General features: G+C 43.3%; 20 protein-coding genes. 12 read left to right on the top strand and 8 right to left on the bottom strand.

The window, feature by feature from the left end; translation table 11 throughout:
• Positions 1 to 189: 189 nt before the first annotated feature.
• Positions 190 to 699 (bottom strand): TolB-like translocation protein, encoded by a 510-nt coding sequence (locus tag ACE1TF_RS15150; protein ID WP_375017993.1) that lies wholly within the window; start codon positions 697 to 699, stop codon positions 190 to 192.
• A complete protein-coding gene (locus tag ACE1TF_RS15145; protein ID WP_375017991.1) occupies positions 696 to 1,775 on the bottom strand; it encodes a tetratricopeptide repeat protein in 1,080 nt (359 codons plus the stop codon). The genes ACE1TF_RS15150 and ACE1TF_RS15145 overlap by 4 nt, the downstream gene beginning before the upstream one ends.
• A 251-nt stretch (positions 1,776 to 2,026) precedes the next feature.
• Here ACE1TF_RS15145 and ACE1TF_RS15140 point away from each other — a divergent pair, with 251 nt between their 5' ends.
• The 11 genes from ACE1TF_RS15140 to ACE1TF_RS15090 all read left to right on the top strand — a co-directional run bounded on the left by ACE1TF_RS15140 (position 2,027) and on the right by ACE1TF_RS15090 (position 12,548).
• The gene (locus ACE1TF_RS15140) at positions 2,027 to 3,001 is read left to right on the top strand and encodes a tRNA dihydrouridine synthase (protein WP_375017989.1); all 975 of its coding nucleotides are present in this window, start codon (positions 2,027 to 2,029) and stop codon (positions 2,999 to 3,001) included.
• A gap of 278 nt (positions 3,002 to 3,279) precedes the next feature.
• Positions 3,280 to 3,954, top strand: coding sequence for a type 1 glutamine amidotransferase (locus tag ACE1TF_RS15135; RefSeq protein WP_375017987.1), 675 nt, complete (start codon positions 3,280 to 3,282; stop codon positions 3,952 to 3,954).
• Positions 3,955 to 3,967: 13 nt separating this feature from the next.
• Positions 3,968 to 4,675, top strand: a complete 708-nt coding sequence (locus ACE1TF_RS15130; protein ID WP_375017985.1) for a class I SAM-dependent methyltransferase — start codon at positions 3,968 to 3,970, stop codon at positions 4,673 to 4,675.
• 13 nt (positions 4,676 to 4,688) lie between these two features.
• Positions 4,689 to 5,489 (top strand): nucleotidyltransferase domain-containing protein, encoded by an 801-nt coding sequence (locus ACE1TF_RS15125; RefSeq protein WP_375017983.1) that lies wholly within the window; start codon positions 4,689 to 4,691, stop codon positions 5,487 to 5,489.
• 58 nt (positions 5,490 to 5,547) lie between these two features.
• Positions 5,548 to 5,862 carry a hypothetical protein gene (locus tag ACE1TF_RS15120; RefSeq protein ID WP_042401821.1) on the top strand — a complete coding sequence of 105 codons (315 nt, stop codon included), beginning with the start codon at positions 5,548 to 5,550 and terminating at the stop codon, positions 5,860 to 5,862.
• 20 nt (positions 5,863 to 5,882) lie between these two features.
• Positions 5,883 to 6,173, top strand: coding sequence for a DUF5316 family protein (locus tag ACE1TF_RS15115; RefSeq protein WP_375017981.1), 291 nt, complete (start codon positions 5,883 to 5,885; stop codon positions 6,171 to 6,173).
• A gap of 62 nt (positions 6,174 to 6,235) precedes the next feature.
• A complete protein-coding gene (locus tag ACE1TF_RS15110) occupies positions 6,236 to 6,856 on the top strand; it encodes a DJ-1/PfpI family protein (RefSeq protein WP_375017979.1) in 621 nt (206 codons plus the stop codon).
• A gap of 62 nt (positions 6,857 to 6,918) precedes the next feature.
• Positions 6,919 to 8,202 (top strand): hypothetical protein, encoded by a 1,284-nt coding sequence (locus tag ACE1TF_RS15105; protein WP_375017977.1) that lies wholly within the window; start codon positions 6,919 to 6,921, stop codon positions 8,200 to 8,202.
• A 63-nt stretch (positions 8,203 to 8,265) separates the two neighbouring features.
• Positions 8,266 to 9,285 carry a TAXI family TRAP transporter solute-binding subunit gene (locus ACE1TF_RS15100; RefSeq protein ID WP_375017975.1) on the top strand — a complete coding sequence of 340 codons (1,020 nt, stop codon included), beginning with the start codon at positions 8,266 to 8,268 and terminating at the stop codon, positions 9,283 to 9,285.
• 13 nt (positions 9,286 to 9,298) lie between these two features.
• Positions 9,299 to 11,152 carry a TRAP transporter permease gene (locus tag ACE1TF_RS15095; RefSeq protein WP_375017973.1) on the top strand — a complete coding sequence of 618 codons (1,854 nt, stop codon included), beginning with the start codon at positions 9,299 to 9,301 and terminating at the stop codon, positions 11,150 to 11,152.
• Entirely contained in the window at positions 11,142 to 12,548 is a 1,407-nt protein-coding gene (locus tag ACE1TF_RS15090) for an amidohydrolase family protein (protein WP_375017971.1), read from the top strand. The genes ACE1TF_RS15095 and ACE1TF_RS15090 overlap by 11 nt, the downstream gene beginning before the upstream one ends.
• 297 nt (positions 12,549 to 12,845) lie before the next feature.
• On the opposite strand, the gene ACE1TF_RS15085 is transcribed toward ACE1TF_RS15090, so the two are convergent.
• From ACE1TF_RS15085 to ACE1TF_RS15075, 3 genes are read right to left on the bottom strand one after another with little or no spacing between them, the layout of a single operon-like run.
• Entirely contained in the window at positions 12,846 to 13,985 is a 1,140-nt protein-coding gene (locus tag ACE1TF_RS15085; protein ID WP_375017969.1) for a zinc-dependent alcohol dehydrogenase family protein, read from the bottom strand.
• Positions 13,986 to 13,998: 13 nt separating this feature from the next.
• On the bottom strand, positions 13,999 to 14,907 hold the full coding sequence (gene ahlS, locus ACE1TF_RS15080) for an AhlS family quorum-quenching N-acyl homoserine lactonase (RefSeq protein WP_483867165.1): 909 nt from the start codon (positions 14,905 to 14,907) through the stop codon (positions 13,999 to 14,001).
• A gap of 24 nt (positions 14,908 to 14,931) precedes the next feature.
• Positions 14,932 to 16,107: an MFS transporter gene (locus ACE1TF_RS15075; protein ID WP_375017967.1), complete on the bottom strand. Its 1,176-nt coding sequence runs from the start codon at positions 16,105 to 16,107 to the stop codon at positions 14,932 to 14,934.
• A 158-nt stretch (positions 16,108 to 16,265) separates the two neighbouring features.
• On the opposite strand from ACE1TF_RS15075, the gene ACE1TF_RS15070 reads away from it, so the two are divergent.
• Positions 16,266 to 16,835, top strand: a complete 570-nt coding sequence (locus ACE1TF_RS15070) for a GNAT family N-acetyltransferase (protein WP_375017965.1) — start codon at positions 16,266 to 16,268, stop codon at positions 16,833 to 16,835.
• Between the two features lie 188 nt (positions 16,836 to 17,023).
• Here ACE1TF_RS15070 and katG read toward each other — a convergent pair whose 3' ends face one another.
• From katG to ACE1TF_RS15055, 3 genes are all read right to left on the bottom strand, one after another.
• Positions 17,024 to 19,240 carry a catalase/peroxidase HPI gene (gene katG, locus ACE1TF_RS15065; RefSeq protein WP_375017963.1) on the bottom strand — a complete coding sequence of 739 codons (2,217 nt, stop codon included), beginning with the start codon at positions 19,238 to 19,240 and terminating at the stop codon, positions 17,024 to 17,026.
• A 201-nt stretch (positions 19,241 to 19,441) separates the two neighbouring features.
• Positions 19,442 to 19,861, bottom strand: a complete 420-nt coding sequence (locus ACE1TF_RS15060) for a hypothetical protein (protein WP_375017961.1) — start codon at positions 19,859 to 19,861, stop codon at positions 19,442 to 19,444.
• 153 nt (positions 19,862 to 20,014) lie between these two features.
• A complete protein-coding gene (locus ACE1TF_RS15055) occupies positions 20,015 to 20,161 on the bottom strand; it encodes a hypothetical protein (protein WP_375017959.1) in 147 nt (48 codons plus the stop codon).

Raw genomic sequence — 20,161 nt, 5'->3', positions numbered from 1 at the left:
GTGAAGTGGAGTGCGAGGTGTATGTAGGCTATTTCTGGGCCTCTTAATGGAGGCATGTAATGTTTTGAAATAGAATACTCTCATTAAACTAGCAAACTACCTAACATAATCACTATGTTAGGTAGTTTGCTAGTAACGTTTACAATAGAAAACTATCTCTATCATAATAGATGGAGGTAGTGAAGGGGTTTAAAAAACAGACTCACCTTTGCCATCAGGGGAAATGCTGAAAACAGACTCGCCTTTGCCGTCAGGGGAAATGCTGAAAACAGACTCACCTTTGCCATCAGGGGAAATGCTGAAAACAGACTCACCTTTGCCATCAGGGGAGATGCTGAAAACAGATTCGCCTTTGCCGTCAGGAGAGATGCTGAAAACAGACTCACCTTTGCCGTCAGGGGAAATGCTGAAAACAGACTCACCTTTGCCATCAGGGGAAATGCTGAAAACAGACTCGCCTTTGCCGTCAGGGGAAATGCTGAAAACAGACTCACCTTTGCCATCAGGGGAAATGCTGAAAACAGACTCACCTTTGCCATCAGGGGAAATGCTGAAAACAGACTCACCTTTGCCGTCAGGAGAGATGCTGAAGACAGATTCGCCTTTTCCTAGAGGTTCTATTTCGGATGCAAGAGAGGTGTCTGCTGAACTAAAAGCGAATGCTAAAATAAATGCCATAGCTATTGTGAACTTTTTCATGTGCTAAATACACTCCTTTGATATACATTTAGTTTAATATCTGATGTAATCTGCTGCATTGTCCTTGCAATAGTGGTATTCTGGTCCCCGATCACCTCCAAAACCTCATTTATCATCTCCTCTGCATCAGAATCAGAAAGTGATTTCAACTTATTAATAATTTCTATGGCTCTGTTCTTGTCCTGTTTTATCAATGCACTGATAAAACAATAGCGTATATAATAGTTATCGTAGTTATTTAATTGGGCTTCGAATTTAACCAACCGAGCATATTTTAGTGCTTGATCGATTTTACTATTTCTTATATAGAGTAAAGCCAATTGGTACTTATTTTTCGTTCCGATATACGAGTCATGATGTTCACTGTAAGTTAAAGATTTTTCAAATGTTTCAAGCGCTTTATCGAAGTGTTGTACTTTGATCCGATTTAATGCGTAATTACACAGGGCAATAGGGTGAATAAATGAATACTCACTTGTTCGATTCAATGTACGGTTAAAAAGTTGTTCAGCAGTGTTAAAATCATAATTATCAGTATATACGGAAGCTAAGAGAGATTGGCTATCTAACTGCCTTAATTCATAAATTCTGTTCTTTTCAAATATAGATATTGCCCGTTTTAAATAATCAATAGCTTCATTATTCTGATTAGTTCGATAGTAACATTCGCCAAGCCTGTGGTAAAAATCTGCGACTTCATAAGGGTTGCTAAGTAATTGTATGGAATCCTCTGCCTCTTGATAATGTCGCAACGCTTGTTCAAAGCTGCCATTTCTAAATTCATATTGTCCAGTAAGGTATGTAAAAAGAGTGTTTAACTGACGATTTCGTGTCATACAATTTTCCATGTCAGAAATTTTCTTTTCAGCAAGTTTTCGATTTTTTATTTCTAGACCTAATGAGTAGCGTAAATCAGCAAGTTTATAATACCTATAGACATCACGGTCTGTAGCAGTGTACTCTTTCATTTGTTTGATTAACAAGTGAAGCCTCTGTGCTTTCTGAATGTCTTTTTGTATAATTGCCTGATACCAATCGCTAATAAGTGAAATGAAATGTATTGTGTCTTGATTCAAGAAATAACCTCCGATTCAGATTATACTAATAATTTAATTTATTGTATCACATAACGAATGCTATTTACAATATTTTTACATTATTATTCGTTACTTACATTAGCTCGCTTATGATTACCGTTTTATATAGAGCGATACGGTGCGTGAATCCTATCACCTGATATGGTACAATGATGCGGGCAAGAAATTAAATTGTATGAAATAGAAGTCTAAATATAGAGCACTACCGTTACGAAAGGAAAGAGATGAGTATGAAAGACAATTTCTGGCGTGAATTGCCACGACCGTTTTTCATCCTTGCGCCTATGGAAGATGTGACCGATGTTGTATTCCGTCACGTCGTGAGTGAAGCAGCAAGGCCGGATGTGTTTTTTACAGAGTTTACGAACTCTGAAAGCTACTGTCATCCGGAAGGGAAGCAAAGCGTCCGTGGACGGTTGACGTTTACTGAAGATGAGCAGCCGATGGTTGCGCATATATGGGGAGATAAGCCCGAGCTCTTTGAGCAAATGAGTATTGGCATGGCAGAAGAAGGCTTTCGTGGCATCGATTTGAATATGGGTTGCCCCGTGCAAAATGTTGCAGGTAATGGCAAAGGGAGCGGCCTCATTCGTCGGCCGGATGTAGTGGCTGAACTCATTCAGGCAGCGAAAGCAGGAGGGCTTCCAGTCAGTGTGAAAACTCGGCTCGGGTACACGTATGTCGACGAATGGCGGGACTGGCTAACCCACGTCCTAAAACAAGACATTGCGAACTTATCCATTCATTTACGAACAAAGAAAGAAATGAGTAAAGTCGAAGCACATTGGGAGCTCATCCCTGAGATCAAGAAGCTTCGTGATGAGATTGCACCAGACACGTTACTCACCATTAACGGAGATATTCCGAATCGACAAGTCGGATTAGAACTCGTTGAAAAATACGGTGTAGATGGTGTCATGATTGGTCGTGGCATCTTCACAAACCCATTTGCGTTCGAAAAAGAACCGAGAGAGCATACGAGCGAAGAATTGCTCGACCTGTTGCGTCTGCAACTCGACTTGCACGACAAATATCATCAAGTCGAATCACGAGCGTTCAAGCCGCTGCATCGCTTCTTCAAAATATACGTGCGTGATTTCCGTGGTGCCAGCGATTTGCGTAACCAACTCATGAACTCCAACTCAACCGACGAAGTACGCTCGCTCCTGGATGCGTTCCAAGCAGAAGCGGCAGAGACGGTATAGAACTCCTATACAGGCCATAGTGCCTTTAGGAGTTTTTTTGTTTTGCACAATATTCGATGGAATAGGCAAGAGTGGTGGTGGATGAGGATTGACACTCGTTATGGGTGCATAGCTACGTCAAAAGCGGAGATTTAGGACAGGAATACCCTCGTACTTAATGCACCTGGGCAACCTTCTCTGCCCACCTTTAAGTATATAAAAATCTGATAGTTCATTAAATTCTCGAGAAAAACGTGATACGATAAATAGGACTGTCACCGTAGAGAGGAGAACATCCATTGACTGTACTCGTAATTCAACCGAGCAACATTTCTCCGTTAGGCGATTTAGAAACGTATATAGTCGAAGGGGAAATTCCTTATAAGTCCATTCAAATTGAGCGAGGGGATGCGCTGCCAACGAGTGATGCCGGGTTTACAGCGCTCATCGTTCTAGGGGGAGAGATGAGTGTTAACGATGCAGCTCTCTATCCATTTATAGAAAGCACCGAACAGCTAATACGAATGTTTCATGAAAAAAGCAAACCTATTCTAGGTATATGTTTGGGTGGACAAATGATTGCTAGTGCTTTCTCGGCTGCGATTACCCGTATGCCAACAAAGGAATTTGGATTAACGTTGATACATAAAGCTTCAATTGCGCAATCAGATCCGTTATTTTTTGATTTGCCGAAACGAATGAAGTTTATGCAATATCATGAAGATGTATTTTCCCTACCAACAGAGGCTGTGCAGCTCTGTAGAGGAGATGTATGTGAACAACAAGCTTTTCGGATTGGAAGCAACACGTATGCGTTGCAATTTCATCCAGAAGTGAATGCCCGTATTGCTAGTGAGTGGGTCGAACATTTTGGACAGCAAAACCCGCGTGTAGAAAAAATTGATGATAGTGAACTAGAAGAAGCGCAAAGCTGGGCCGCACATTTGTTTCGCCGTTGGCTAACACTCGTTTAGACAGGAGGATCCTATGAAGCACGATCCAAAAGCGGTCTTCGATCGACTTGCAGCCACGTATCAATCTGACATTGATCAAACGAGTCCGTATAATGCTCTTTATGAGCGGCCGGCGATGATGGCAGCACTCCCCAGCTGCCTTAAAGGCAAACGTGTACTCGATGCCGGATGTTCAGCTGGTTGGTACGCCTCTCAGTTGACGGACCTTGGAGCGGTTGTGACCGGCATTGATGTGAGCCCTGAGATGGTGAGCGCTGCCGAAGAACGCGTAGGCGGCGTTACGTTTCTTTGTCATGACCTTAAAGAAGAGCTTCCGTTTCTTGATCATACATTCGACATTATTATCAGCTCATTGACCCTTCATTATGTGGAAGAGTGGACGACGACGTTTTCCGAATTCCAACGGATGTTAAAACCGAATGGCACGCTCATATTTTCTGTGCACCACCCTTTTATGGATTTTACAAAGTTTGGAAGCACTGATTATTTTGATACAACGCTCTTAACAGACACGTGGGAAAAGCCGTCAATTACGGTTGATGTCAGCTTTTATCGCAGACCGATGCAACAGATCATTCATGATACGACGCAGTTTTTTCGATTAGAGTCACTTATTGAACCTCAACCGCTTAAGGAAATGAAAGAAACTCATGAACGTGCGTACCAATATTTGAACACCCATCCACATTTTCTTATTGTGAAAGCAAGAACTTCGTTTTAAAAAGGAGAGCACAATGAAAAAAATTAAAAGAGGGTATGGACTGAGTCATGACGGGTATATCGTGAGTGATGTATCAAAACAGTATATTTCATCTCGCTACGTGGGTTGTATTGAAGATTCAGTTCAGCGGTTGTCCAAGCAATTCAAAGAGCAATTACACAGCATTTACGTGTATGGGAGCGTGGCGAGAGGGGATGCAACACCTGTCACATCAGACCTTGATCTTATCGTAGTGTTTACTAAGTCACTTACCGAAAAAGAGAACGAACGTCTACGGAAGTTAGAGAAACAGTTGTCCGATGATTACAAGCAGCTCGTTCGTGATATAGGGTTTTCCCTTGCGCAATATGATGAAGTGATGGACCCATCTACGTACGAAGAACAAGCTTTTATTAAAGAAATGAGTGTCAATGTGTATGGCGACGACCTCAGGGATCATTTTGGACCGTATGCGCTCACACCAGAACTGGCCATACGTTTTAATGGGGATATCGGGGCATCACTCCAACGTGTGAAGAACAGGCTAAATACCGCTTCAAAACAGGAATTGCCAGGTGTTGTGCAAAGCTTTTCGAAGAAACTAATACGCACATACTATTCCATGATTAAAGCTCGTTCTCAAATCTGGACAACAAAACTACATGAACAAGCCGAGGTCGTCATCACCTATTTGCCAGAGAAACAGTCGACCCTCGATACGCTCCTCCAATGGGTAGACACACCGCCGCAAAACATTGATGAGGTGCGGCAGTTTTTGATAACGGAAGGAGAATGGCTGGAGGAACATTTTCACGAAGAAGCATCGAAATACTAGTTTGTATCATTTGTATAATTTCAAGAAAATTAAAAAATATTCATAGGTGGTGAATTCCATGCAAACGTTAAATGAGCGCTTTAGACATTTCGTCGAGAGAGAATTCCATCATCATCCGTTTTTCTATTATGCGTTTCTAGTCATTATCACGCTAGTTTTACTAGGGATAATTATTGAGTTGTTCACCCCTTACGCGCAGTTTGTCGCTTATATTGTCATTCTGGTTTCAATCACCTATTGCATAATTGCCGTTTTCCAGATAATCAAGTTAAAGCGTCAAGGAGGAATCCCTAAACGGGTAATCAAAGGAAACGTCATACTCATCATCATTATGGGTGCATGCCTCACTTATACGATTATGAGAGTATTATAGTTCGAAACGGGAGGTCTACAATGATTTCGTTTGGATTAGGATTGTTCCTATCAGCCGTCATTTATCTGTCCTATATTTATTTTCAACAAATCGAGTGGCTCATCGTGCCACTCGGTGTAATGGGTATCGGTGGCATCATTTTAGGCGGCATTATCTCGGGTGCTTTCCAAGTAAAAGCGGCGCCGGGGGAGAGTTTCACCCGTGAAGCAACGAGTGAGCGAAACCTTAAAACAAATTGGTCTACACGCGTATTTCTCTTTAGCTTACCAAGTTTTGTTGCGCTCATCTTAAGTATGATCGGGCAATTTTAAAGTTTCGTTCTTGTTGCTCAATATACCCATATGGGGTATATTGATTTAAAGAGGTGATGAACATGAAAGAAATCAACGTCATAATTTTGCTGTTTGATGATGTGGATGCTTTAGATTTTGCGGGTCCCTATGAAGTGTTTAATTTATCGACCTATGCTGAAGCCGATGTGGAGAAACTTTTCACGAATCGCTTAAAACGTAAGCCTTTCCGAGTGCGAACGGTATCAAAAGATGGAGCAGCCATTGCAGTCCACAATGGATTAAACGTCACGCCTGATTTTTCTTTCACTACGTGTCCGGATTTTGATCTTTTAATCGTACCTGGAGGTCCATTAAAAGCAATTCAACGTGGGTTAGCCGATGAAGAGACCGTTGATTGGATTGCCAGCCATAAAGAGAAGAAAGTAGCCTCAGTTTGTACGGGCGCTTTCTTTTTGGCAAAGGCAGGATTGTTAGAAGGACGAAGTGTGACAACAAACCGTGTCGCAACTAAATGGCTCGAGCAAATGTTTCCAAATGTGCAAGTGAAAACAGGTGTCCGCTATGTTGATGAAGGATCGGTCGTCACGAGCGGGGGTGTTTCTTCAGGCATACACATGAGCTTGCACCTTGTCCGCACACTATTCGATGAGGAGATGGCCAATCGTTCGGCACAAACCATTGAGTTTGAGTGGGAGCGTTAACTTGAATATTTTGCGTTGGTTCTCTACTGTTAGGAGAAGACGGTTGTAGGGGAGATAGGCTAGTGATTATTGGTGTTTTAGGACCAGAAGATTCGATGGAACAAGCAAGAGTTGCCGCCCAGCATTATGATATAGAACAGATTATTCCAATCTATTACGAGCATCACCAAGATATCGTTCCGCAAGTGGAGAAGGTGGCGCATAAGATTGATGGCCTTCTCTGCACGGGGATTCTGCCTTATCAAATTATACAGGCGAACTGGCAATCTTATGTACCCATTCGTTATGTGAAGCATGATAGTACGACTTTACACCGGGCGTTATTTCATGCTTCTTATCATCACCAACTACAAATGAATCGGTTCAGTATTGATATTTTTACTCCTAGTGAAGTGATGGAAATTATGAATGATCTATCTTTGCCTTTTCATGAGATTTATATCAATGAATCAAACGATGTCCAATTTCATTTAGACAATTACAAACAAGGCAATGTCGACTATTGTATTACGGCGTTATTGTCTACTTACGATCAATTAAGGCGTGAAAATATCCCGTGCTTTCGTGTCGTGCCAACCTCTCACTCAATTAGCCGTACATTTGAGTTACTCATCTTAGAGATTGAACACGCGAGGTCTGATGATGCACAGATTAGTATAGGTATCATTCGTATTGACCAGATGGACCGTTTAATCGATGAGTGGACGGTGTATGATCGGCAAAAATTAAAGCTGCAACTATATGAGAAGGTGTTGGACTATGGGAGACAAACATATGCTTCCGTAAGCTATGGAGGAGAACACGAATACTTTATTTACGGAACGAAAGGTGAGTTTTTGACAGACACGTCACAAGAGCAACGAATATTATTATTGCGAAAGATCGAAAAAGCATTCTCAATTTCTGTAAGCCTTGGTGTGGGTGAAGGGAATACCGCTCTTGAGGCAAATAACAATGCTCGCCTAGCACTACGTGCGGCTCAGACACATGGGGGGAGCACTGTAGCAGTAAGGAAAATAAATGGGCATCTCATGCTTCGTAATTCGAAAGAAATGAATCCGTTCACTGCACGATACGATGAGAATAAGCTTGTTAAAGTAAGCGAGCAAATAGGATTGCAAGTACCATACGTTGATAAGATCGCCCGGATTAATGAACACTATCGTGGGAAAAATATCTCAGCATATGATTTTGCCGACGCTTATGATTGTTCATTAAGGAGTGCACGAAGGATTTTGGCGATGCTTACTGAAAAAGGATATGCAACGTTGGCAAAACAAGATCAAGTGTTTGAGAAAGGTCGAAAACGGCGTTATTACACGTTACATATCATTGAAAAGCTTTAACGATATATATTCTGACAATAGTGTTACGTTTCGCCAGTAACTGTGGTATGTTTAAAAAAGGTCATGACATTATTATTTCCTAAATTGAAGGGAGTGTCACAAATAAACAACGTCTTAAGAGTTCTTTATCTATCTATACTTGTAGTTATTGTTGCTGCTTGTGGACAGCCTCATAATATTTATGAAAATACAGATAGTGTGGAAGCAGAAGTGGGCGATGTTCGTGATGTAACGATACTCGGTAGTGTATTAGGGGGAGGGTTTTATAGCCAAAGTTCAGCTATTGCTGATTTGGTGAACAATCGAACGAATGATTTACGGGTGACAGTAGAAGCCACTTCTGGTGGGCATCAAAATGCTTACATTTTAGAAAACCAGCATAATGCAATTGGAATTACTTCCGCTGTTGCTGTCAGTGAATTTCAAGAAGGGGACGGCTTTTTTCCTTTTCAGGCAGAAAATCTAACGATTATTGCTGAAGCAAGACCGATACAAGTGCATCTTGTCGTACGAGAATCTTCTTCAATCAATTCTTTCTCTGACTTAGAAGGAAGGATTGTAAATCCTGGTGCGCGGGGTTCCGGTACGGAGTCCATTGTCCCATCCATTTTAGCTCCGTTAGGAATGTCCTATGAAGACTTTGCTAGTGTGGAATATTTAGCGTTTGGGGATGCAGCTGATGCCATGAGTAATGGAAGTGTAGATGCCATTTTTTGGATCGGAGATTATCCGGCATCCAGCATTCAAGAGATGGCTGTATCAACGGGTATTAGACTAGTCTCTTTAACTGAAGAAGAACAAGAATTATTATTAGAATCTTCTCCTTTTTTTGATCCAATTTCAATACCTGGTGACGCGTATGGTGGAGACGGAGATCCTACCTCAACGATTGAAGTTCCTTCTTTACTCATTGTAAATCGGAATATGCCTGAAGACATCGTTTACTCTATTACAAAATTGCTAGATGAGAATCAAGAAAGACTTGGTGAAGCAAACCAAGCCATCAATCAATGGAACATTAGTGGAGATGTGTCAGACATTGCTGATCTTCATCCAGGGGCAGCGAGGTATTACGATGAATAAGGGGGAAAGAACGATGCTCTCGTGGCTCATTCGCTGGTTTGCAATATTGTTTGCGCTCTTTCATTTATATGAAGCTTTTTTCAGTTCAGTCGGTACATTTGAACTCCGGGTGATTCATTTTGCAGGTGCGGCGTTTTTAATTTATTTGATTGTCCTTCAAAAATCCATACGAGCCATTAGTCGAGTAATGGCAGTGGTTCTAGCGTTTGTGTCATTATTGCTTGGGGTCTATTTGCTAATAGAAATGACAGAATTGCATTGGCGCCTTAGCGTACCACTTACATCCGATATCATTCTCGGCTTTATCACCTTACTGATCATTTTTGATATTACACGAAGAACGATTGGTTGGGCGTTACCGATTATAACCGTGGCAATCATCTTATACGGGGTGCTCGGATCCTACATACCAGGCTATTTCGGACATGCGGGTTATTCAATTGAAAGGATTGCTGTGTATAACTTTTTATCGACGGCAGGAATGTTTGGAACACCAATCGGCATCATGGCACAGTTAATTTTTATTTTCATCTTGTTTGGTGTTTCTTTGGAAGTAAGTGGAGCGGGAAGTTACTTTCTGAAGTTAGCAAAAGCGATTGCTGGTAAGCTGATCGGTGGTCCTGCAAAGATGGCGGTTGTAGGAAGTGCATTGTTCGGCAGTATGTCTGGAAGTGCAGTTGCGAACACAGTTGCGACAGGTTCATTGACCATTCCTCTTATGAAAAGGCTTGGCTATAAGCCTCATGTAGCGGCAGGAATTGAAGCTTCTGCATCAACCGGTGGCCAGATGGTTCCTCCAATTATGGGAGCTGCAGCATTTTTAATTAGTGAATATACCGGCACACCGTTTCTAATTGTTGCGATTACTTCAGTATTACCAGTCATTGCTTATTATATTGCCGTCTATTCATTTGTTCATATTGAAGCCAAGAAGCAAGGGATCTCTGGTCTTCCAAAAGAAGAGATTCCACGCTTTTGGAAGACCTTCTGGGAAGGCGCTCACTTTTTTTTACCGATCGTGTTAATTGTCGTTATGTTCACACTTGGCTTTAGTGTTGCGCTATCTGCTGCGAGTGGAACACTGCTACTTTTTCTTATTATGTTTATCCAAACTAGATTTAAAGTTTCCCCGCTGTTGCAAGCACTGGAAGATGGAACGAAAAGTGCCGTTAACATTTCATCTGCGACAATTTGTGCAGGGGTGATCGTTGGGTTAATTTCATTAACAGGGTCTGGATTGAAATTTTCGAGTACGATGATGACATTTGCAGGTACTAGTGTATTTCTTGCAATTTTATTATTGGCAGCCGCGTCATTTATTCTCGGAATGGGCTTGCCCGTTGTCGCTGCGTATATCGTACTTGTCACCGTTGCCGGCCCGAGTTTAGGTGAATTAGGTGTGCCGCTCTTAATTACGCACCTTATGGTGTTTTGGTTTAGTCAACTTTCAAATGTCACACCACCGGTTGCACTTGCTGCCTATGCGGGTGCAGGAATTGCAAAGGCCGATCCTTTTAAAACTAGTTTATATGCTGTAAGAATTGCAATTCCATTACCTATCATCCCACTTTTATTCTTTTATCGTCCCATGCTCGTTGGTATTGATGACGTCCCATGGTGGGAATTTGGACTCACATACAGCGCAGTCATTCTTGGATTAATCGCACTTGTAAGTGGATTGCACGGTTATTTGAATCAGAGATTAACCTTATCTTTACAATGTCTGATGCTTGGATTATCCGTTGCACTTCTTGTTCCTGTGTATACCATTAACTTAGTGGCTGGTGTGCTCTTTTTAATCATTTATTTCTTACAGAAAAAGAATGAACGAAAGATTATGAATGGAGGACTTGTTCATGAAACATGAAATCATCTTGAAAAACGGGGTACTTATTGATCCAAAAAATCAGAAGTTTGGACGATTAGATATTGGGATCGATCAGGGGAAAGTAACGGCAGTTAGTGAAGAATTGAATGAAGCCCATCATATTATTGATGCGAAGGGTCGTTACGTGATGCCTGGTATTATTGACATTCACATGCATACGACGAGATTACTTGGAGGGCCTCTTGGCTATAAAATGATGGCAGAAACAGGTGTGACGACAGCTATTGATTTTGCCGGTCCATTTATGGATATTGTTGAAGATTTACCCGCGTATGGCTCTGGGTTGAATGTAGGTGGAATTGAAGGGATTATCCCAGGTCTATCTGGGAGAAGAATTAAAACCGATGCCCCGTCCACCTCCACTCTAGAAGAAGAACTAGAAATATCGCTAAATGGAGGGGCACTCGGTATCAAACTAATGGGGGGGCACTACCCATTAACTCCAGAAGCGACAGAAAATGCCATGGCGATTGCGAACAACCGTAAAGCAATTGTTGCATTTCACGCAGGATCTAAAGCATCAAAAAGTGATATGACAGGGATGCGCGAGGCGATTGAACTCGCGAAAAACAAACGGTTACTTCTCGCACACATTAATGCGTATTGTAGAGGAAACGTTGATCATCCATTAGAAGAATTGAAAGAAGCACTTCAACTACTGATGGACAACCCGAATGTCTATCCAGAATCTCACATGGCGGTAATCAACGGAACGAGTGGATACTGTGAAACGGGAATCCCTAAAAGTGGCGTTACAAAGATGAGCCTTTATCGTCTTGGTTTTGAAGTGACAGAGGAGGGCCTTGAAGAGGCGATTCGTACAGGATTCGCAAGGGTTCATAAAGAGCAGGGAGGTGTGAACCACCTCGTTCAATATGAAGAGGCACTTCTACACTGGAAACAAATGGGGACAGACACGGGGCTAAGCTTTCCAATGAACTTACCTACCATTGCGGTCGGCTGCGCCGTGGAACGAGTAAAGCCAGGTGGCGATTTTATCATCCCTATTCAATCGACCGATGGAGGTGGGATTCCTCGTAACAATCTGCTTACAAGGATGCATTCACTTGTGAAGCTTGATTATTTATCCCTTGAAGAGATGGTTGAAAAAATATCAGGCAATCCGGCCAAGATGTTCGGTCTAAATGGAAAAGGTCACCTAGGAGTTGGTGCAGATGCTGATATAACTGTATTTGATGGTGAAACTTCTGCAGCGACATTGAGCCTCGTTGGTGGAAAAGTAAATATGAAAGATGGACTCACGTTACAAGATGGAGGAACACTTCTTTGCACAGAGGAAGGTGTAGAAACAGCAAAACGAAAGAACCTTCCTTATACGCTTGCCAACATCGCAAACAGCACGATGTATCAATAATTGAAAAGAGTGAATATCAATCGATTAAAATTAAAGTTATCGCACTAGGTTATAATGATATTTTGTAATGGATCGCTATAAAAAGATCTTTACTGCTTCTATAATGCTCTTGAAATCTTACGAAGACGATATACAAGAAAACATTATTCATATGAGTAATTTACTTGTCACCATCCATGGATGCTTTCATTGTGATCACAAGAGTGTTGGCGAACTTCCTGCTTGCTGGATAGGTCGACATCATCACCTGTAGTTAAATTGAAAAGCGACCTACAGCAAAATGCTGTAGGTCGCTTTTTAGGTTGACGGGAACTCAACGATAATGCGCTGTGATTTGCCAGCGTGAAGCCGGTCAAAACCTTCATTGATATCTTCAAGTGCAATCTTCTCGCCAATGAGTTGGTCGACAGGTAATTTGCCTTGTTTAAACAAAGAAATATACCTTGGAATATCTCGGGCAGGTACGCAGCTTCCTAAGTACGATCCTTTAATCGTCCGCTCTTCGGCAGTTAAAACGACTTGCGGGAACGAGAATTCATCTTTAGGATCTGGCAAGCCACTTGTAATCGTCGTACCGCCGCGCCGAGTGATGTTGTACGCCGTTTTCATTGCAGGCACAACACCGGCAGTCTCAAAGGCATAATGGACGCCTCCAGAGGTATCGGCTTTGATCTGCTCCACCACATCATCGTCGGAAGCGTTGTATACGGCGGTGGCGCCTAGCTCTTTTGCATGTGCGAGTTTCTCCTCGTTCAAGTCAACAGCGATGATGCTTTTTGCGCCTGCTAATACCGACCCGAGCACCGCATTCATTCCGATTCCACCTAGCCCAACGACGGCGACATCTGTGCCTGGCTTGACTGCAGCTGTGTTGATGACAGCGCCAAGACCAGTAATGACGGCACATCCGAACAGGGCGGCTTGATCAAAAGGAAGATCGGGGTCGATCTTGATTGCTGAATTGGTGGACACGATACTGTATTCGGAGAATCCGGAAATGCCAATATGTGAATACACATCGGTGTCGTCTTCTTTTTGGATGCGTGTGCCACCGGAGAACATTTCACCGGCGTTATTAGCTGCTGCACCAGGTTCACAAAGTGCTGGCCGGCCCTCTTTACACGGAAGGCATTGCCCGCAGCTTGGGACGAACGCACATACGACGTGATCTCCAACGTCAAAACCAGTGACGTTTTCCCCAATTTCTGTGACGACACCAGCAGCTTCGTGACCGAGAACCATCGGCGTTTGCCGTTTGCGGCTGCCATTAATGACAGATAGGTCGGAGTGGCAAAGACCGGCGGCGCGCACTTGAATTAACAGTTCGTTTGGACCGGGGCTCGCCAGTGTGACGGTCTCAATCTTTAGCGGCTCTGACTTGACGTATGGCATATCGTAACCGCTTTCATATAACACGGCGGCTTTAGACTTGACCATAAATGAATCCTCCTTATTCATAGTAGCCATCGGTTGATTTGCGGAATGCTTCAAATTGATTGGCGTCATGTCCGTACCAAATATCTGCATCACGATCTTTAGCTAACGCTTTAATGTAATTTGCCGATCTTTGCCAACCGATGCTGTCATAAATAATGCCTGGCGGGCGTAAGGGTGGTCCAGCACTGTCTTTTGTATATAATGCGTCAGATGCCAATATGATGGTGCCTTTCTCTTCGAGCTCTACTTGCAAGCCGAGCATTCCCCAGGCATGTCCACTACCGAAGTTCAACACTTCAACACCTTCGGCTAGTTTGATTGATGCTTTGTCGGGTTCGATTGGCTCCCACATGAGACCATTTTTCATCCAAGCATCGATGTCATCCCATATATAAGCTCCTGAGCTTTCTCGGTGAGCATAAACGTTTAGCGCTCCGTTCAATTCATCTCGATGCACGATGATTTTTGCACGTGTAAACAACTCCAAGCAGCCAGCATGATCCATATGCAAATGTGAACATACGACAAACGAGATGTCTTCGGGTCGCACACCTAACTGCTCTAAACGATGAGGTAAATAGCATTCTTCAGGTTGATCTAAAGGAAAGCCGACTTGAACAGCATCAGGCCAACGACCTTCTGAACCCATTGAATCAGGGTTGCATGCCGTATCGAATAGAATTTTTCCTTCGGGATGATCAATCAACACCGTATAAATCGGAAACTTCACCATTTCATTCGGCTTTTCCGGTTCAGCGTTTGTTGCTTGATTACTGCCGGCAATTAATAGATTGGCATCCATGGACAATCTTCCGTTATCCATTACGTAAAGCTTCGGTCTTGCCTTATGATAGTTCAAAACGACCCCTCCATTTTCGAAATAGTGTAATAAATGTCTTGCAATTATAACTATTACGCTCATTTCGATTGTTGTCAAGCAATGCAGTTACGTGGATTGGGTCATTCTCTCAAGACGAAGCATGGCAAAAACGCCAAGCAAAGGACCGATCGAGACGATTAAGAACACCGCTCCCCAGCCAATTACAGGAACGAATACAGAGACAAGGTAAATAGAAACAGCTGTTAGTAAAAAGCCAACGCCTAGTTGCATCGTTAAAGCAGTGCCGACGTATTCGGGGCTAGCATAATCAGATACGAGAGCAGAGAATTGTCCAGAGTCAGCAATAATCGATGCGCCCCAAATGATCGCAACGAAAGCTGTAAGGAAAGGGTGCTGTTGAAATGTCAAGCCGATTAGAATAGCACAAATACCGCTCGTAGTCATCGCAATGATGGTGAACCGTACCTTACCTATTCTCTCCGCCCAAACGCCGCCAAGAAAGCTTCCAACCCCACCAAATACACCAATGGCAACAAAGGCGATTAAATAACTATAAGACGAGTCGGAATTGGTCAAGCTTGCCATTAGAAAAAACGGAAGCCACGTCCACATGGCGTACAGCTCCCACATATGAAACCAGTAGCCGTAGTTGGCATACATAACTTTGCGGTTTCTTACTACATAGTGGATATTACGAAACGAAAACTTCGAAGACGAAGCTTGTGCCTCTTTCGTTGGAAGTAATACAAAAAGTGCCAAACCAGCAATGATCGCAAGAACAGAACTTATCAAAATCGTCGTTTGCCAGAGTAAATTCGTTTGAAAGCCGAGCAACAAGTAAGGTAGGGCAGAACCGAGTGTTAACCCCGCGATCAAAATTCCAATGCTTATGCTTCGAAAGCTTTGGAACCATAAAGAGACGAGTTTAATCGCAATCGGGTAGACTCCTGCGAGCACGAAGCCGGTGAGAAAGCGCAACACGAGTGCGAGCTCGAGCGTAGAGCTGAATATGAGCAGTCCATTAAAAACACCTGCGGCAATGCTCGCTACCATAAAAATTCGTTTCGGATTGTAACGATCAGCAAGACCGAGTAGTGCTGAAACGATTGCTCCACATGCAAACCCGAGCTGCACAGAAACGGTCACAACCCAACCTTGGTCCACCGATAATCCCCATTCTTCTTGAAGGCTCGGCAAGACGGCAGAAGCGCTAAACCAAACACTTAACGCACACAATTGCGCAACAACGATGACAATTAGAGCTACCCAGCGGTTATGCATGATATTCATACCTCCGTGTCCAGTCAATACAGTGATTGTATCATGAATCAGAATTTTTCAATAAATACAAAGCTTTATCTAGGATGTTTGAATTGCACAGATCAATGGTACGATAAGGTTGTACTGATTTACAACATAGGAAAGCAGGGAAACTCATCATGATTCGAAAAGCATCCAGAGATGACGCAGAACAAGTTGCACGCCTTGTCGATGTAGTGTTTGAACCACATATTCGGCGGTGGACAGGTGATGCAGAACAAGAAGAACGCCTCCAGTTAATTCGCCACTTTTTCAAAAGCGAAGCCAATGCCTTTAGCTATCAATGTACCGATGTGCATGAGAACAACGGGCGTGTCAATGGAATCGTCGTTCATTATCCAGGTGAACAAGATGAAGCCCTTTTCAAACCAGTCATGGAATATGTTAAGGCGCATTATCCAAGTGGTAAAACCGATCCTCCCGGAAAAGAAGAACCGAGTCCAGAGTATTACATCGGTCTATTATCCGTCAGTGCCGAGGCGCGTGGGCAAGGACTAGGAACGAAATTAATTGAACACGCTGAAACAGAAGCCTTGAAGACAACAAACCGATCCGCTTTATCAGTTAGAGAAGATAACTATGGGGCAGACAAACTTTATAAGCAATTAGGCTATCATTACAAAAAGACGCATAAATCAGATGAACTCGTTTATGACTATCTCATTAAAGAACTTGGACGACCAGAGTAAAGCGTCCACTCTAATGTGGCGATTTTTGACACCTTTTTTTCGTAGGGATTAAGCAAGGGGAATGGTCTCTTTTACTAGTGGAATTCCCACGTAGAGTGCTTTATGTAGCGGTTTAGATCGATCGGGACAAGACGTACACAACTCCAAAAAACCGCCGAGCATACCGTATGCTCGGCGGTTTTTATAATTTACTTCACAGCGGCAACATTTTCTGTCGCCTTTCTGACTTTCACATCATAGCGGTCAGCGTCCATGATCTTCACCCAAGCTTGAACGAAGTCATTGACGAATTTCTCTTTATTGTCCGCCTGTGCGTACACTTCTGAAAGTGCGCGAAGCACAGAGTTTGAACCGAAGACGAGGTCTACTCTCGTTGCAGTACGAACGACTTCGCCTGTTTTGCGGTCCCGACCTTCATATAGGTTGTGGTCAACTGGCTTCCATTCAATGTTCATATCCAACAAGTTTGTAAAGAAATCTGTTGAAAGTGTACCGACAGAATCTGTGAACACTCCGTGGTCGGTATCATCGTAGTTGGCGCCAAGAACACGTAACCCGCCGATGAGGACGGTCATCTCTGGGGCAGTAAGTGTTAATAGTTGAGCTTTGTCGATGAGAAGTTCCTCAGGACTTACGCTATATTGTTTCTTCTGGTAGTTTCTAAAGCCGTCTGCAAATGGCTCCAATACTTCGAAGTTCTCCACGTCCGTTTGATCTTGAGTCGCATCTCCGCGTCCTGGTGTAAACGGTACGCGAATATTAACGCCAGCATCTTTCGCTGCTTTCTCAACAGCAGCTGAACCACCGAGTACAATCAGGTCAGCAAGGCTCACTTTCTTGTCGAGCTTGCTTTGTACGCCTTCAAGTACAGAAAGAACTTTATCGAGTTTTTCTGGTTCGTTGACTTCCCAGTCTTTTTGAGGAGCGAGACGAATTCTTGCACCGTTAGCTCCACCACGCATATCAGAGCCGCGGAACGTGCTTGCTGATGCCCAAGCCGTTGTCACGAGCTCACTAATTGTGAGACCTGAATCTAGAAGAGTCGCTTTTAGTTGATCGATTTCTTGCTCGCTTAGTTCGTAATCAACGGCTGGAATTGGATCTTGCCAAATAAACTCTTCTTTTGGTGCTTCAGGACCTAGATAACGATCTCTTGGGCCCATGTCACGGTGAAGAAGCTTGAACCATGCACTCGCAAATGCATCCGCAAATTCCTCAGGGTTACTGTGGAAACGACGGGAAATCTTCTCGAATTCTGGGTCCATGCGCATCGCCATATCAGCAGTTGTCATCATCGTCGGTACGCGTTTTGAGCTGTCTGCAGCACCAGGAGCCATGTCTTCTTCTTTCTGATCAACGGCTTCCCATTGGTAAGCGCCTGCAGGGCTTTTCGTTAGTTCCCATTCGTAACCGAAAAGTAGGTCAAAATACGTCATATCCCACTTCGTTGGTGTTGGCGTCCATGCGCCTTCGATGCCACTAGTAATCGTGTAAGGGCCATTTCCTGATTCGTAACTGTTTGCCCAACCTAAGCCAAGAGCTTCCATCGGTGAAGCTTCTGGGTCGTCAGCGACATGCTTGTCTGCATCTCCGGCACCGTGAGATTTTCCGAACGTATGCCCACCCGCGGTAAGCGCAACGGTCTCTTCATCTGTCATTCCCATGCGGCGGAATGTGTCGCGAATATCTCTTCCGCTTCCAAGGGGATCAGGTTCACCGTCTGGACCTTCAGGGTTTACGTAGATAAGCCCCATTTGCACGGCAGCAAGAGGATTCTCAAGCTCGCGATCTCCGTGGTAACGGTCATTGCCGAGCCACTCCGTTTCAGGTCCCCAGTTCACATCTTCTTCTGGATGCCAAATGTCTGGACGACCGCCAGCGAATCCAACGGTTTTTCCACCCATCGATTCAATGGCTACATTTCCTGTGAGCACGAGAAGGTCAGACCAAGAGATTTTGTTGCCGTACTTTTGTTTAATTGGCCAAAGTAAACGACGCGCTTTATCCAAGTTACCGTTATCTGGCCAGCTATTTAATGGAGCAAAACGTTGAGAACCAGTCGCTCCTCCACCACGTCCGTCAAATGTACGGTACGTACCTGCAGCGTGCCAAGACATACGAATAAAGAACGGGCCGTAATGACCATAATCTGCAGGCCACCAGTCTTGGCTATCCGTCATTAAGTTTTCGAGGTCTTTTTTCAGCGCGAAATAGTCAAGCTTTTGAAATTCCTCTGTATAATCAAAGTCTTCATCCATTGGGTTCGACTTCGTATCGTGTTGCTGAAGAATGTTAAGATTAAGTGCGTTTGGCCACCAATCCTTATTTTGAGTTCCAGTTGTTGATGGGTTGGTCGTGCTCCCGTGTGTCACCGGGCACTTACCAGTATTGCTATTTGCATCCATGTAAAAATTCCCCTCTCTTTTGTTTGGAATAAGTATGAAATTTTGAAATGGAAATAACGATTCTCACATTATAATTATAATAAACTGAGAGCATAATGAAAAGCAATATGCATGTTTTGTAAAAAAGAGTTTTAACTTAGAGCTATTAATATAAGCGTTAGACAGGTCGTTTTATGCTCGGTTAATGGTTAACATAGAGGTTCATTCAGCGTTGCCGAGCTGTTCAGAAATCGATTGAAAAAGCACGTTATCACTCGCAATTTCATAGTTCCTGTTCTCTAAACTGATCTCTGCTTCCGATACGAGTAATGAATACGTTTGACCAGTATCATAGCTTACGATCGTTAAGCTGTACCTAACATCTGTTGGCGGGGCGCTCACTTGAACCATTTCCATAGAACTGGATGGTTGAAGAAAACGGGTGACATTCTCACTTCCTTCAATCTGAACGGTGATGGGGTCTGTGTCATGCAATTCGTACATGCTAACCGATGTAAATTGCTCTGTCGTAATCGTTTCATACAATTCCTCACCAAACGTCGTCGTTCTTGGAAATAAGAAAAAAAGGGCGATGCCGATTGTGAGCAGGAGTATCCCAATGACAAGCCATCGGACCTTCATTCACGAGCCCTCCTCGTAAAGGTAGAAAAATAAGAACAATTTGAATTTATTGTAACATACCGTTTCTGTAGTCGAACAGTCGCAAGCGAACCTAATACCCATCATATAAATGGATGATAGGTTTAAGTTCGCTTGCCTATACTGATCACGAGGTCACAATAACATCATGAGCAAAATGATTGCACCAGCAATCAACACACCGCCGGCAATACCTCGAATGAGGCAACCGACGCCACGCATGAAAATAGGAAAGATAAAAATAACCATAATCGCTATGACAAGTATTGTTACAATGTCCAT

It is taken from the genome of Geomicrobium sp. JSM 1781026, from assembly GCF_041949955.1.
Taxonomy (GTDB): Bacteria; Bacillota; Bacilli; order Bacillales; family Marinococcaceae; genus Geomicrobium_A.
Note: the sequence above shows the minus strand (reverse complement) of the source record. Positions and strands in the feature narration are given on the sequence as shown.

Bases quoted from the DNA above. Each gene is read 5' to 3' on its own strand.
- ACE1TF_RS15150 (WP_375017993.1), bottom strand. From the start codon at position 699: ATGAAAAAGTTCACAATAGCTATGGCATTTATTTTAGCATTCGCTTTT.
- ACE1TF_RS15140 (WP_375017989.1), top strand. From the start codon at position 2,027: ATGAAAGACAATTTCTGGCGTGAATTGCCACGACCGTTTTTCATCCTT.
- ACE1TF_RS15130 (WP_375017985.1), top strand. From the start codon at position 3,968: ATGAAGCACGATCCAAAAGCGGTCTTCGATCGACTTGCAGCCACGTAT.
- ACE1TF_RS15125 (WP_375017983.1), top strand. From the start codon at position 4,689: ATGAAAAAAATTAAAAGAGGGTATGGACTGAGTCATGACGGGTATATC.
- ACE1TF_RS15120 (WP_042401821.1), top strand. From the start codon at position 5,548: ATGCAAACGTTAAATGAGCGCTTTAGACATTTCGTCGAGAGAGAATTC.
- ACE1TF_RS15115 (WP_375017981.1), top strand. From the start codon at position 5,883: ATGATTTCGTTTGGATTAGGATTGTTCCTATCAGCCGTCATTTATCTG.
- ACE1TF_RS15110 (WP_375017979.1), top strand. From the start codon at position 6,236: ATGAAAGAAATCAACGTCATAATTTTGCTGTTTGATGATGTGGATGCT.
- ACE1TF_RS15100 (WP_375017975.1), top strand. From the start codon at position 8,266: ATGACATTATTATTTCCTAAATTGAAGGGAGTGTCACAAATAAACAAC.
- ACE1TF_RS15095 (WP_375017973.1), top strand. From the start codon at position 9,299: ATGCTCTCGTGGCTCATTCGCTGGTTTGCAATATTGTTTGCGCTCTTT.
- ACE1TF_RS15090 (WP_375017971.1), top strand. From the start codon at position 11,142: ATGAAACATGAAATCATCTTGAAAAACGGGGTACTTATTGATCCAAAA.
- ACE1TF_RS15085 (WP_375017969.1), bottom strand. From the start codon at position 13,985: ATGGTCAAGTCTAAAGCCGCCGTGTTATATGAAAGCGGTTACGATATG.
- ahlS (WP_483867165.1), bottom strand. From the start codon at position 14,907: ATGAGCGTAATAGTTATAATTGCAAGACATTTATTACACTATTTCGAA.
- ACE1TF_RS15075 (WP_375017967.1), bottom strand. From the start codon at position 16,107: ATGCATAACCGCTGGGTAGCTCTAATTGTCATCGTTGTTGCGCAATTG.
- ACE1TF_RS15070 (WP_375017965.1), top strand. From the start codon at position 16,266: ATGATTCGAAAAGCATCCAGAGATGACGCAGAACAAGTTGCACGCCTT.
- katG (WP_375017963.1), bottom strand. From the start codon at position 19,240: ATGGATGCAAATAGCAATACTGGTAAGTGCCCGGTGACACACGGGAGC.
- ACE1TF_RS15060 (WP_375017961.1), bottom strand. From the start codon at position 19,861: ATGAAGGTCCGATGGCTTGTCATTGGGATACTCCTGCTCACAATCGGC.
- ACE1TF_RS15055 (WP_375017959.1), bottom strand. From the start codon at position 20,161: ATGGACATTGTAACAATACTTGTCATAGCGATTATGGTTATTTTTATC.